Origin of the sequence: Sulfitobacter sp. EhC04 (assembly GCF_001650875.1) — a bacterium.
Classification (GTDB): Bacteria; Pseudomonadota; Alphaproteobacteria; order Rhodobacterales; family Rhodobacteraceae; genus Sulfitobacter.
The window spans coordinates 1-12,480 of record NZ_LXYI01000025.1 but is presented as its reverse complement, the minus strand read 5'-3'; the positions used below and the strand labels follow the sequence as shown (position 1 = coordinate 12,480).

At 64.3% G+C, this 12,480-nt stretch carries 8 protein-coding genes; 3 read left to right on the top strand and 5 right to left on the bottom strand.

The window, feature by feature from the left end; genetic code table 11:
• Window positions 1-516: 516 nt before the first annotated feature.
• Together A8B82_RS12330 and A8B82_RS12325 are read right to left on the bottom strand one after the other, a co-directional pair.
• Window positions 517-4,404 carry an efflux RND transporter permease subunit gene (locus A8B82_RS12330; protein WP_067292756.1) on the bottom strand — a complete coding sequence of 1,296 codons (3,888 nt, stop codon included), beginning with the start codon at window positions 4,402-4,404 and terminating at the stop codon, window positions 517-519.
• Window positions 4,401-5,657, bottom strand: a complete 1,257-nt coding sequence (locus A8B82_RS12325) for an efflux RND transporter periplasmic adaptor subunit (RefSeq protein ID WP_067292753.1) — start codon at window positions 5,655-5,657, stop codon at window positions 4,401-4,403. The genes A8B82_RS12330 and A8B82_RS12325 overlap by 4 nt, the downstream gene beginning before the upstream one ends.
• Window positions 5,658-6,284: 627 nt before the next feature.
• Between A8B82_RS12325 and A8B82_RS12320 the strand changes: the two genes are divergently transcribed.
• The 3 genes from A8B82_RS12320 to der are packed head-to-tail and all read left to right on the top strand — an operon-like array spanning window position 6,285 to window position 9,918.
• The gene (locus tag A8B82_RS12320; protein WP_067292752.1) at window positions 6,285-6,992 is read left to right on the top strand and encodes a hypothetical protein; all 708 of its coding nucleotides are present in this window, start codon (window positions 6,285-6,287) and stop codon (window positions 6,990-6,992) included.
• A 38-nt stretch (window positions 6,993-7,030) separates the two neighbouring features.
• Window positions 7,031-8,398, top strand: a complete 1,368-nt coding sequence (locus tag A8B82_RS12315) for a PQQ-like beta-propeller repeat protein (RefSeq protein WP_235604683.1) — start codon at window positions 7,031-7,033, stop codon at window positions 8,396-8,398.
• 56 nt (window positions 8,399-8,454) lie between these two features.
• Window positions 8,455-9,918 carry a ribosome biogenesis GTPase Der gene (gene der / locus A8B82_RS12310; RefSeq protein ID WP_067292749.1) on the top strand — a complete coding sequence of 488 codons (1,464 nt, stop codon included), beginning with the start codon at window positions 8,455-8,457 and terminating at the stop codon, window positions 9,916-9,918.
• A 59-nt stretch (window positions 9,919-9,977) separates the two neighbouring features.
• Here the strand turns inward: der and A8B82_RS12305 are convergent, their stop codons facing one another.
• The 3 genes from A8B82_RS12305 to A8B82_RS12295 all read right to left on the bottom strand — a co-directional run.
• Window positions 9,978-10,694: a tryptophan-rich sensory protein gene (locus tag A8B82_RS12305; RefSeq protein WP_067292747.1), complete on the bottom strand. Its 717-nt coding sequence runs from the start codon at window positions 10,692-10,694 to the stop codon at window positions 9,978-9,980.
• A gap of 93 nt (window positions 10,695-10,787) precedes the next feature.
• Entirely contained in the window at window positions 10,788-12,080 is a 1,293-nt protein-coding gene (serS, locus tag A8B82_RS12300; RefSeq protein ID WP_067292744.1) for a serine--tRNA ligase, read from the bottom strand.
• 68 nt (window positions 12,081-12,148) lie between these two features.
• Window positions 12,149-12,480: pentapeptide repeat-containing protein (locus tag A8B82_RS12295; protein ID WP_138069752.1), on the bottom strand; the 332-nt coding region annotated here is incomplete at its 5' end.

Here is a 12,480-nt window from a genome sequence, read left to right as displayed (position 1 = left end):
CAATCGCCGGTCCCCGCTTCTTTATGTCAAAAATACGTGTCGTTTGTCCTGTGCCAGCGACCCGGACCCACGGACATTCTGAATCTCGTCAATGCAGCGTTTCGGGATAAACCTGAAACATCGCTGATCACTTTTCGCGTTTGACCAAATGGAGAGGCAGCGAACAAGTGATCCAGGTATATCCCGAAACGCTTTGGGCCGGGACAGGCATACCTGACCCAGACCAGACCTTTGACGCGGGACGCATTGAGGTCAGGTGTGCGGACTTTGCTGCCGTTCGCAAAGCCGCGCATCGTTGGGCCGTGGCGCGGCGATCCGACCTCAGTGATTGGCAGTTTATGGCAGCCACGCACCTCCTAACTATCTGTCAGACACTACAGAAGCCAAATCGCCGTGCCGGCGGCCTGCGGCCTTGTCTCCGCGCGGGTGGAATGCGGCAAGGGCTCTTTCCGGTCGCTCGCTGCACCCGGCACGAAGGTCCGCTTTGCTCTCCTTGCTGGTCAGCCAGCCGGCCGCCTATTCGGCGGCAGACAGGCGCTGTGCCATCACCGGAACCGGCGCGGGCACGTCATCCCAGATGATCTCCTGCGGTTTCATGCGTCGGGCATCGCGCGCCAGCGCCCAGTCCCGCGCCGCCCGGCTGGCCCGCCCCAGCGACATCCGCGCCAGCAGCCGCGCCACCCAGCGCACATAGGTGGTGGCCCAGACCCGGATCGCCAGCAGCGAGGGCGTCACCATCAGCGTCAGCACCGTCGCGATGCCAAGGCCGAACACCACCGCAGTGGCCAGTTGTTTCCACCACAGCGCGGTCGGGCTGTCGATGGTATAGCCCCCCACGGCAAAGTCGAGGCTGAGGCCGAACATCATCGGCGCAAGACCCGCCATTGTCGTGATCGTGGTCAGCAGCACCGGCCGGATACGTGCCTGCGCGGTGCGGATGATCGCCTCGATCCGGGGCATGTAGCGCTCGTATTCCTGATAGGTGTCGATCAGGATGATGTTGTTGTTCACCACGATCCCGGCCAGGGCCACGATGCCCGTCCCGGTCATGATGATGCTGAACGTCTGATCCATGACCAGCATCCCGATCAGCACCCCGGTTGTGGACAGCACCACCGCCACCAGCACCAGCACCGCATTGTAAAAGCTGTTGAACTGCGCCAGCAGGATGATGAACATCAGCCCCAGCGCGGCGGTAAAGGCCGACGACAGGAATGCCTGGCTTTCCGCCTGATCCTCCTGGTCGCCGGTCCATTCGGCAGTGACGCCCAGGTCAAGCGGCTTGGTATCCAGCCATTTGGTCAATTCCGCGATCCGCTCGTTGGCGTTGATCGGCACCAGCCGGAACGCGCCGCTGGTCAGGTCGGCCTGAAGGTCTGCGCCCTTGCCGGCTTCGGTGCGGTCGATCACGGTATAGGCACCAGTCTCCGGCAGGGTCACGTCCGCCGCAGCCCCCGGTCGCGCGGGGCGCAGCGTTGCGATGGTCTCGCCAGTGGCGGCGTCACCACGCACCACTTTCATCAGCCCCGGTGCCACATCCGCCTTGACGTCAAGATAGCGCTTCTGGTCGATCCGGTTGATCTCGGCCAGCTTCGGGACCGGCGTGCGGCTGATGAAGTTCGACAGCGGGATCAGCCCGTCAGCGGTGCGCACCTTGAGCGTGTCCAGCGTGGACAGCACCCGGTCCTTTTCGGGCAGGCGCACGCGAATCTCGATTTCCTCGTCCGATGTGTCGACCCGCATCGTGTCCAGCAGCAACCCGCGCGTGACAAGCTGAACCATCGCGCCCACGGAAACCACATCCGCGCCATAGCGGCCCGCCTTTTCGACGTCCACGTCGATCTGCCAGTCGATGCCGGGCAGGGGGCGGGTGTCTTCGATCAGGGTCAGACCGGGAGTCTTTTCGTATTGCGCGCGGACCTGTTCGGTCGCCTTGACCAGATCGGTGTAGCTGTCGGACTTCAGCCGCAGATGCACGGGCTTGCCCGATGCGGGGCCGCGTGCCTGCGCCAGAATCTCGATCCGGATGCCGGGGATCTGCTCAAGCCGCGCGGTCAGGTCGTCGATGATCACATCGCCATCATAGGCCGGGTCCTGGGTGTGGCGGGTCACGGTCGTGCCCAGCAAGGGAATCGTGAACCAGGGTTCCACCATCTGCGGGCGGTCTTCCCAGGGGATCGTCTCGAACTGGACCTGCCCGATGCTGTCCTTGGGGGTCTGCGCGCCGCCGGTGTTGCTGTTCAGCCCACCTTCGCCTGCAAAGGCAAAGGCCGTTTCGACGCCGGGATGGTCCAGCACAATCGCTTCGGCCTGTTGCAGCAGCTGGTCCTTTTCCTCCAGCGACAGGTTGCCCCGCGCCAGCACATAGACAATTGCCTGCTCGGGCTCGGATTCGACAAAGAACTCCACACCCCTGGAGTTGTTGGTGAAGTAGATCAGCACGGTGCCGACAAAGATGAACACCGCGCCTGCCATCACCAAGGGCATCACCGGGTTGCCCGCGATGAAGGCCATCACATAGCCAAAGCCGTTCCGGCGATAGCCCGCATGGATGCGGTCGGGTTCGCGGCGGAACATGCGCGCGACCAGCCAGCGGCCCGCACGGCCCAGACGGGTCATCAGCGCGAACAGGCTTACCAGCCCGAGCATCAGCCCCCCCAGTGCCAGCGCGCCAACCGCAGCCGCGATCACGATGATCGCAAACACGATGGCAAAGGTGCTGACCACCGAGAACACCGACAGCGCATCCATGCCGCTGAATTGCGCACCGATCCACTGGAACAGCAGGCCGGGTGCACCGGGCGCGGTCGGGCCCATCAGCAATACGGCGGGCACGAACAGGATCGCCGCGCCAACGAACAGCAACAGGTGCAGCCACAGCGGCAGCGCCGCCACCGCGGTCATCTGGCGCGCCATCCAGTTTTCCAGCCGCCCGGTCACGCCGCCCATCACCGGCAGATAGATCAGCGCCACCACCAGCGAGGCCGACAGCACAAAGATCAGCGTGACCGGCAACATGCCCATGAATTCACCCGGCACACCGGGCCAGAACAGCATCGGCAGGAAGGCGCACAGCGTCGTCGCGGTGGAAGAGATCACCGGCCAGAACATCCGCTTGGCGGCCTCGACATAAGCGCGCATCGGGCCTTCGCCCTCTTGCTGGCGCTTGTCGGCGTATTCCACCACCACAATGGCACCATCCACCAGCATCCCCACGGCCAGGATCAGGCCGAACATCACGATGTTGGACACCGAAATGCCCATCAGCGCGAGGAAGGCGAAGCACAGAAGGAAAGAGGTCGGGATCGCAAAGCCCACCAGCAAGGCGGCGCGAATGCCAAGTGCTGCCAGCACCACGATCATCACCAGCGCAACGGCGGTAAAGACCGAGCCGAGCAATTGCTGCACCATGCTGTCCACGACACGGCTCTGGTCGTTGGAGGTGCCGACGGTGACCGCCGCCTGCAACCCGTCGGGCCAGGCGGCAGAGCGTTCAGCGACGATTTTCTTAACCTGCGCCGCCGTGTCGATCAGGTTGTATCCCTTGCGCTTGACCACCTGCAGCGCCAGCGTCTTTTCGTTGTTGAACCGCGCCGTGCCCTTGCGGTCCTCGAAGGTGAGGTTGATTTCGGCCAGATCCCCCAGTGTGACGACCCGGTCGCCATTGGTCTTGACCGGCAGGCTGTAGACATCGGACGGATCGTCGAATGAGGAAGGGATCTTGACCGAGAACGTGCCCTGGTCCGTCTCGACCTCGCCCGCCGCGATCAGCTGGTTGTTGTTCTGGACGACATTGATCAGCTCGTTCGCCGTGACGTTATAGGCCTCCAGCCGCAGCGGGTCGATCAGCACCTCCAGCATCTCGTCGCGGTCGCCTGCAACGCCCGCTTCCAGCACCGCGTCCAGCCCCTCAAGATCGTCCTGCAGATCGCGGGCGACGCGGGCCATCGTGCGTTCGGGCACAGGGCCGGTCAGGTTCACGATGATGATCGGGAATTCGGAAAAGTTGATCTCGTTGATCGTATAGGTTTCCGCCCCTTCGGGAAAATCCGCCTGGGCGTTGCCCATGGCGTCGCGGACATCGGCCATGATCTTGGTCTTGTCCCAGCCGAATTCAAACTCCAGCGCGACCCCGGCGTAATTCTCCGCCGCCGTGCCGGTCATGGTCTTCAGCCCGTCCAGGTCAGCCAGTTCCGTCTCCATCGGTTTGACCAGCAGGGTTTCGCTGTCAGAGGCCGAGATGCCCGGAAACTGGACCGAAACGAAAAGCGCCGGAATCTCGATGTCCGGCTCGCCTTCCTTGGGCAGGGTGGAATAGGCATAGCCGCCGACCACAAGGCTCAGCAGGATAAAGGCCAGGACCATCCGTGCCCGGCCGGCGGCCCAATCGACAATGCCGCTCATTGCGTGACCTCTTGATAGGTCGGATCGACCTGCACACCGGCAGTCACATATTCCTGACCAACCACGATCACATTCGCGGTGTCGGGCAGGCCCGTGACCCAGACGCCGCTGGCGGTGTCGCGCATGATGCTGACCGGGGCAAAGGATACGGTGTCGGTGTCGTCCACCATGCGCACACCCAGCGCCCCGTCATCGTTCAGGGTCATCGCGCTTTGCGGGATCAGATGTGCCTGCACCCCGGCCGAGGCTATGGCGATTTCGGCGGTCTGCCCGTCCCTGATTGTCAGGTCGGGGTTCGGCACCTCGATCTCGACCCGGAAAGTGCGGGTCTGCGGATCGGCGGACCGTGACAGGAAAATCACCTTGCCCACCAGGTCATCGCCGCCCGCTGCCAGCCGCGCACCGGCCTGCGCGCCCAGGCTGACGCGGTTCACTTCGGTTTCCGGTACAAAGCCGACCAGCTTGATCGGGTTCAGCTGGATGATGGTTGCACAAAGCCCACCGGGCTGCAGCAGGCTGCCCAGTTCGGCTGTATCGCTTTCCAGCAGCCCGTCAAAGGGCGCGGTCATGGTCAGGCGCTCGATTTCCTTTTCTGCGCTGGCCACGGCAGCGGTCGCGGCCTCGATGCCCGACTGCGCAGCGCTCAGCCCGGAAGTTGCCGAACTGACTGCCGCCCGTGCCGTGGCGACGGAGGCATCCGAAGAGGCAACCCGCGTCTGCGAGGCAAAGCCGTCCTCGCTCAGCCGTGACGCGGCATTCTGGTTGATCTTGGCTTCTTCCAGCTTGGCCTGGGCTTCCTCAACCCGCGCTTCAGCTTCCGGCACCCGGCTTTCAGCCTCGCTCAGCCTTGCCTTGGCTTCCTGCAGGGCGGCACCGCGGGTTCCGGCGTCCAGCACGCACATCGGATCGCCCTGTGACACTTCCGTGCCCTTGCGCAGCGGAGCAGAGGAGACAACCGCCGAGGTCTCGGCGCGCACATCGACTGCGCGTGCGGCCTCTGTCTGGCCCCGCAGGACGACGGCGCTGTCGACCTGCTGCGCCTCGAATCGCCGTACGCCGACCTTGACGCGCCGGGTTTCCTGCAGCGGCGCGGCAACGGCCACCTCTGATTCCGTACCGGACGGAACCGCCTCGGTTGATTGCTCTGCCGCATCCGACATGCCGAACAGAGCCATAAGCTGCGGGCGTGCCAGGATGGACATTGCGAGGATGACAGTCACCGCAATGGCGGCAAAGATAGAGAAGATACGCATTGCGCGGCCCCATTCTTGGGGCGGTTGGCCAAGCTCTCGGCCAACCGCGTTTTCGGCTATGTAGTACTTTAAAATTGAACTGCCTAGTTTAGTTGAGGCATTTTTAACGGATTTCTTGCAGAAAACCGTTAAAACGCGCGATTTTGAGCAGACTGCTGGTCATCCGGTATTGACCTTAGCGGCATTGAGGCACCCACCCGACAGAGGTTCGCGCCCGGTCCCGAGGGTGGGCGCGAACCGGGTCGCAAGCGATCCGGGGTCTGAATGATCAATGCAACGTCTTTTGGATTCGGGTGACTTCAGCGTCCGGCCTTTGACCTGAGCCTATGGCGGGGCGCTATTGGCTCTGATTTGCAAATGAAGACATGTCAAAAATGACATGTCTTCATTTGCAAAAGCACCGCAGGATGGCCAGGCCAAAGCACCGGACCCGCTTTGGCACTTCGGGTCAAACCCGGTTCACCTGACACTGCCTGGAATAATTGGCTATTCCTGCGCTCTCTTGTCTGGAACCGGGCAATTTTGAACTGAAACGGGTGCCGGAAGTGAATGTCCACAGGCCCAAGCCCTTGGCTTGGCCCCCCGTGCGGGTTAAGAGGTGAAAAACCAAGACCAGAGGCAGCCCTGATGAGCGACACAGACAGCTTTATCGACGAAGTCAACGACGAGGTCCGCCGCGACCGTCTGTTTCACTTGTTCCGGCGCTATGGCTGGATTGCCGCACTGGCCATCGTGCTGATCGTGGCAGGAGCGGCGTGGCGCGAGTACAGCAAGGCGCAGGAACAGGCGCAGGCCGAGGCCCTGGGCGACGCAATGCTGGCGGCCCTCGCCACCAATGACGTAGCCGCCCGTGCCGAGCAACTGGCCCGGATTGCCCCGCACTCGGCCGAGGCTGCGGCAGTGTTGCGCTTGCTGACCGCTGCCGAACAGGTCGAAGCCGGAGATACCGCCGCCGCCGCCGCGACGCTGGAAAGCCTCGCCGTGGATGGCGATGTCCCGGAAATCTACCGCCAGGTCGCCAGTTTCAAGGCGATGACCCTCCCGGATACGGACATGCCCATCGAGGACCGTCGCCAGGCGCTTGAGGCGATGGCCCAACCCGGCAATCCGCTGCGGCTGCTGGCCAGTGAACAACTGGCGCTGCTGGACATCGGCCAGGATCAACCCGACGCGGCCATCGCGCGCTATCAGGCCATTTTGCAGGATGCGGAAACCACCTCGGACTTGCAACAGCGCGCCCTACAGGTGATTGTGGCGCTGGGTGGAGAACCTAAGCTGGACGAGAACGCGATTGCAGCCGGTGACGCGGTCACCGGGCAAGCGGTCGGAAACTGATCAGAGCCGGCCAAACGGTTTGAGGTAAGGGCACGAGAATGGGCAGGACCATGATGCAAAAGCAATACCACGGCACGACCCGGATGGTGGGCGGGGCGCTGACAGCGCTGTTGCTTTTGACCGCCTGTGCCGAGGAACAGGTTTATCTGCCGGGCAAACGCGAGCCCGTGCGCTCCATCCTGCAAGACCCGGATCTGGCCGCCCCGCTTGAAGGCGAAGAGAAGGGGCCAAACACCAGCCGCGCGATTGCGCTGGGTGGTACGGCGAACAACGCGTCCTGGTCCCACAGCATCGGCACGCCGCAATACCGCACGACCCATCCCGCGTTGCGCGCCACCCTGCAACCGATCTGGTCCGTGGACATCGGCGCCGGTGACAGCCGCAAGCAGCGCATCACCGCCGATCCGGTGGTTGCGGGCGGGCGCATCTTCACGCTGGACGCCGATGCGCGTGTCACCGCGATCTCCACGGGCGGAGAGACCCTGTGGACCCGCGACCTGACGCCGGTCACCGACAGATCCGGTCAGGGCACCGGCGGCGGTCTGGCCGTGGACGGTCAGACACTTTACGTCTCCATCGGCTATGGCGTGCTGGCGGCACTCGACGTGGCGACCGGCGGCGAACGCTGGGCCCAAAAGCTTGAGGCCTCCGGCTCGGGCACCCCGACAATCTATGGCGATCTGGTCTATGTGACCTCGGGCGATGACACCGGCTGGGCGCTGGACAAGGGAACAGGCCGGATCGAATGGCAGGTCGGCGGCAGCAGCAGCGTGAACAACGTGCTGGGCGCACCGGCCCCTGCGGTGACGGACAAATTCGTGATCTTCGCCTATGGCACCGGCGAAGTGCAGGGTGTCTTCCGCCGTGGCGGGCTGCCGCGCTGGGATGCCTCTGTGGTGGGGTCGCGCCCCGGCCGCGCGCTTTCTGCCGTGTCCGATGTGACTTCTGCGCCGGTTGTGTCCGGCGGCAGCGTCTATGTCGGCAACCATTCGGGCAGGCTTGCCGCGCTGAACGTCGAAAGCGGCCAGCGTCTGTGGACCGCGCGGGACGGGGCCATCGGCCCGGTCTGGCCGATCGGGGATTCGGTATTCGCGGTCACCGACCTGAACGAACTGGTGCGGCTCGACGCCAGCGATGGCAGCCGCGTCTGGGGCATTCCGCTGCCGAATTTCGTCAAGGACAGACCGCGCCGCCAGTCCGAAGTGGTGGCCCACCACGGCCCCATCGTGGCAGGCGGGCGGGTGATCATCGCCTCCAACGACGGGCTGCTGCGCAGCTTTGATCCGACCAATGGCAGCCTGACCGGCACCGTCGAAATCCCCGGCGGTGCAACGACCGCTCCTGTCGTGGCGGGCAGCACCCTTTACGTGGTCTCCACCAAGGGGCAATTGCACGCCTACCGCTAATGGTCTAAAGCGCGAGGCTCAGGGGCCGCATCGGCCCTGTCGGAGCCTTGTGAACCATGTCCTTTACCCTTGCCATCGTGGGCCGTCCCAATGTCGGCAAATCCACGCTGTTCAACCGCCTTGTCGGCAAACGGCTTGCCCTGGTCGATGACCAGCCCGGCGTGACCCGCGACCTGCGCGAGGGGGCCGCGCGGCTGGCGGATCTGAAGTTCACGGTGGTCGACACCGCCGGTCTGGAAGAAGTCACCGACGACAGCCTGCAGGGCCGGATGCGCCGCCTGACGGAACGTGCGGTGGACATGGCCGACATCTGCCTGTTCATGATCGACGCCCGCGTGGGTGTGACACCCACGGACCTGGTCTTTGCCGACATCCTGCGCAAACGCTCCGCCCATGTGATCCTGGCGGCCAACAAGGCCGAGGGCCGGGCGGCGGATGCCGGTGTGATTGAGGCCTATTCCCTGGGGCTGGGCGAACCGATCCGCATGTCGGCGGAACACGGCGAGGGTCTGAACGACCTTTATTCCGTGCTGATGCCGCTGGCCGACGCCCATGCCGACAAGGCAGAGACAGACGCGCCCGAAACCGATGTGGACCTGCCCGAAGACGACGGCGAGATCACCGATGCCGTGCCGGAACCCACCAAGGCCAAGCCGTTGCAGGTGGCCGTCGTGGGTCGCCCGAACGCGGGCAAATCCACCCTGATCAACCAGATCCTGGGCGAAGACAGGCTGCTGACCGGTCCCGAGGCCGGGATCACCCGCGATGCGATTTCCCTGCGCACCGACTGGAACGGCGTGCCGATGCGCATCTTTGACACCGCAGGCATGCGCAAGAAAGCCAAGGTGCAGGAAAAGCTGGAGAAACTCAGCGTCTCCGACGGGCTGCGCGCGGTAAAATTCGCCGAAGTGGTTGTGGTGCTGCTGGACGCCGAGATCCCCTTTGAACAACAGGACCTGCGCATCGCCGACCTGGCCGAGCGTGAAGGCCGCGCGGTGGTTGTCGCGGTGAACAAATGGGACATCGAGGAAGATCGCCAAGCCAAGTTGAAGGCGCTGAAGGAAAGCTTCGAGCGGCTTCTGCCACAGCTGCGCGGCGCCCCGCTGATCACGGTCAGCGCCAAGACGGGCAGGGGCCTCGACCGGCTGCACGACGCCATCATGCGCGCCTATGAAGTCTGGAACCGCCGGGTGACCACGGCTCAGCTGAACCGCTGGCTTTCGGGTATGATGGAGGCGCATCCGCCCCCCGCGCCGCAGGGCAAGCGGATCAAACTGCGCTACATGACCCAGGCCAAGACACGGCCCCCCGGTTTTGTGGTCATGTGCAGCCATCCGGACAAAGTGCCGGACAGCTATAACCGCTATCTTGTCAATGGCTTGCGGATCGACTTTGACATGCCCGGCACGCCGATCCGGCTTTGGATGCGCGGCCAGAACGATGCGAACCCCTACAAGGGCCGCAAAAAGGCCAAGCCGTCCAAATTGCGCAAACACACCGAAGGACGCCGCAAGGACTGAGGCGGGGCGATTTTTTCGAAAAAATCGAACCGGAGTTTTCAAAAACTCCGGGTCACGCCTTACTGCCTGCGCAGAGCCGCCAATGTCGGCACCAGCATCACCACAATGCCCACCGCCGCCAGCCAGGCCACGACCTGCGCCATGTGCCAGTTCGCCACTGCCACCGCGACCAGCGCCCAGATCACGGCCAGCCCATAGGTCGGCGCGCGGCGCAGCGCCGTTTGCACGAAACAGCCGATGAATATCGCAAACCCTACAAAAACCAGTGCCGCCACCTGCTGGTCCAGCCAGCCATACCCGGCCGCCAGCAACCCCAGCGCCACGCATGAGGCTGCAGAGAGCCACCCGGCATAAAGCCCGACGGGCAGGGCGGCCCAGGGGGTGTCGGCCACCGGGGCCATGAACAGCGCCGCAAGTGCCGCGATCAGCATCACCCAGATCAGCACCGTGGCCCAGACCGGGCTGGCCACCGCCACCGACAGCCAGGCGGTGCCCACCGCCAGCGAGATGCACAGGGGCAGGCGCATGTCATGCCACTGCCCGTCACGCGGTGCCCGCAGCATGCCCCAGCCTAGCCCCAGGATCAGCCAGCCGTAAATCACACTCCAGATCGCAAAGGCATAGCCGGCGGGCTGCACCGGCGGATTGTCCTGGCGGATCGGGAACTGCTCAGGATCGAACCCGGCAAACCCCTCGACCAGAAAGGGCGAAACGGCAAAGGCGACGGCCAGCAGGAAGCATAGGACGGCGATGGCGGGGCGCAGGGCAGGGGTCATGTGAGGCCTTCAGGTTGGTACGTCCCCCAAAGATAGCCGTGATGCGCCCCAAGGCAACACAGGGCACCCCGGCACCCCGCCCAGCGGAATGGCTCAGACCAACGCGCCCTCTGCCGACAGCATTGTCCTGCCCCCCAGATAGGGGGCCAGCGCCTCGGGCAGCACAACCGATCCGTCTTCCTGCTGGCCATTCTCCAACACCGCGATCAGGCAGCGCCCCACGGCCAGACCGGACCCGTTCAGCGTGTGCAGGAACTGCGGCTTGCCGCCGTCCTTCGGCTTGAACCGGGCATTCATCCGCCGGGCCTGGAAATCGCCGGTGGTGGAGACGGAGGAAATCTCGCGGTAGGTGTTCTGCCCCGGCACCCAGGCCTCGATGTCATAGGTGCGCCGCGCGCCGAACCCCATGTCGCCGGTGCACAGGATCACGGTGCGATAGGGGATGCCAAGCGCCTCCAATATCCCCTCCGCACAGCGCAGCATCCGCTTTTGCTCCGCGTCGCTTTCATCGGGGTGGGTGATGCTGACCATCTCGACCTTCTCGAACTGGTGCTGGCGCAGCATCCCCGCCGTGTCGCGCCCGGCGCTGCCTGCCTCGGACCGGAAGCACAGCGTATGCGCGGTGTAGCGGCGCGGCAGATAGCTTTCCTCGACCACATGGTCGGCCACGATATAGGTCAGCGGCACCTCGGAGGTCGGGACCAGCCACATGCCCTCTTCGGTGCGATAGCTGTCCTCCCCGAATTTCGGCAATTTATCAGTGCCATACATCGCGTCGTCCTTGACCAGCACCGGCGGGTTCACTTCGGTCAAGCCGTTCTCGTCCACATGGGTGTTTATCATGAACTGCGCCAGCGCCCGGTGAATCCGCGCCACGGCTCCGGACAGCAGCACGAAACGGCTGCCGGAAATCTTTGCCGCCGTCTCGAAATCCATCGAGGCGGCCACGCCCGTGATATCGTAATGCTCCTTGGGCGCAAAATCGAAGGCGGGGATGTCGCCCCAGCGGCTCACTTCCACGTTGTCGCCCTCGTCCGCCCCGTCCGGCACGTCATCGGCGGGGGTGTTGGGAATGCGCGCCAGCATGTCGGTCAACTGCGCGTCCAGCTCCTTGGCCTCGGCCTGCATCGCGGCCACTTCGGCCTTCTTCTCGCCCACCAGCGCGCGCAGGCGTTCAAATTCCGCCTCATCGCCCTTGGCCTTGGCGGCCCCGACCAGCTTGGAGGCGGCGTTCTGCTCCGCCTGGGCGGCCTCCGCCGCCGAAATCTTGCCCCGCCGTGCCGCGTCCAGTTCCAGAACAGCGGCCGAGACCGGCGCATCGCCGCGCCGGGCCAGGGCGGCGTCAAGGGCTGCGGGGTTGTCACGGATGGCGCGGATGTCGTGCATGGGGGGCGTCCTTGGCTCGATTGATGTGTTGCGCCGCCTTATGCATCAGATCGCGGCGGAGCGGTAGACTATTTGGGATCGGCGGGGTCCTGACCGATGGACCGCTGGAAAGCACGCCATGCGGTGTCGAAATCAAGTTGCTTCTCGAATTCAACGCTAAAGCGTTCGGGCCGCTCCATTCCCTCCGGAAGCGTGACCGTGCCGTCGCCAAACAGCCCCTCCAGATGCTCCGCGATTTGTGGGACATTGGTAAGGTCCACAGACCTCAGCGCGGCACCTCGAAGATCAGCGGTGCTGAGGTTTGTGGCGGCATCAAACTGCGCCCTGCGGAGGTCGGCCCCCTGCAACTTTGCCCCGAAGAGCTCCGCCCCCTGCAACTGCGCCCCGCGGACTTCTGCCC

Bases quoted from the DNA above. Each gene is read 5' to 3' on its own strand.
- A8B82_RS12330 (WP_067292756.1), bottom strand. From the start codon at position 4,404: ATGAGCGGCATTGTCGATTGGGCCGCCGGCCGGGCACGGATGGTCCTG.
- der (WP_067292749.1), top strand. From the start codon at position 8,455: ATGTCCTTTACCCTTGCCATCGTGGGCCGTCCCAATGTCGGCAAATCC.
- A8B82_RS12320 (WP_067292752.1), top strand. From the start codon at position 6,285: ATGAGCGACACAGACAGCTTTATCGACGAAGTCAACGACGAGGTCCGC.
- A8B82_RS12315 (WP_235604683.1), top strand. From the start codon at position 7,031: ATGGGCAGGACCATGATGCAAAAGCAATACCACGGCACGACCCGGATG.
- A8B82_RS12325 (WP_067292753.1), bottom strand. From the start codon at position 5,657: ATGCGTATCTTCTCTATCTTTGCCGCCATTGCGGTGACTGTCATCCTC.
- serS (WP_067292744.1), bottom strand. From the start codon at position 12,080: ATGCACGACATCCGCGCCATCCGTGACAACCCCGCAGCCCTTGACGCC.
- A8B82_RS12305 (WP_067292747.1), bottom strand. From the start codon at position 10,694: ATGACCCCTGCCCTGCGCCCCGCCATCGCCGTCCTATGCTTCCTGCTG.